This window comes from Vibrio sp. 10N.222.48.A3 (assembly GCF_041475345.1).
Lineage (GTDB): Bacteria > Pseudomonadota > Gammaproteobacteria > Enterobacterales > Vibrionaceae > Vibrio > Vibrio tasmaniensis_A.
On the sequence record NZ_JBFRVX010000074.1, the window covers coordinates 1 to 461 of the forward strand.

At 45.3% G+C, this 461-nt stretch carries 1 protein-coding gene; it reads right to left on the reverse strand.

From position 1 onward, the window contains the following. Window positions 1-89: 89 nt before the first annotated feature. On the reverse strand, window positions 90-461 hold a 372-nt coding region (locus AB4653_RS02715; RefSeq protein ID WP_372103276.1), incomplete at its 5' end, for an anion permease.

The window sequence follows — 461 nt, forward strand, 5'->3', positions numbered from 1 at the left end:
GTGTTACCGGCACGGCACGTCACCCGACGTTCTGTCTGATTAAAATAACGATCGATAAGTGCTTCTAGCTTTTGTTGATACACGTATCGTTATCCTATGTGACCAATTGAATGTAGCACCCACACCATAACAAAACTCAGTAGCACACCAACCACACCTAAAATAATACCGATTCTGGCCATTTGATTACTTTGCACATGACCTGTGGCATGAGCCAACGCATTCGGTGGCGTACTGATTGGCAGCGACATACCTAATGAAGCGGCAAAAGTCACAACCAGAATTAACGTTAACTCACCGCCTAGTGGCGTGAGTGAAGCCATAGACGAACCTAATGCAGCCATAATTGGCATTAACAAGTTAGCTGTTGCGGTATGAGACATAAAGTTTGCCATTACCAAACACAAGAACGCCGCTCCGAACAACACCACATAGGGTGAGTAAGCATCAAACGGAATGCT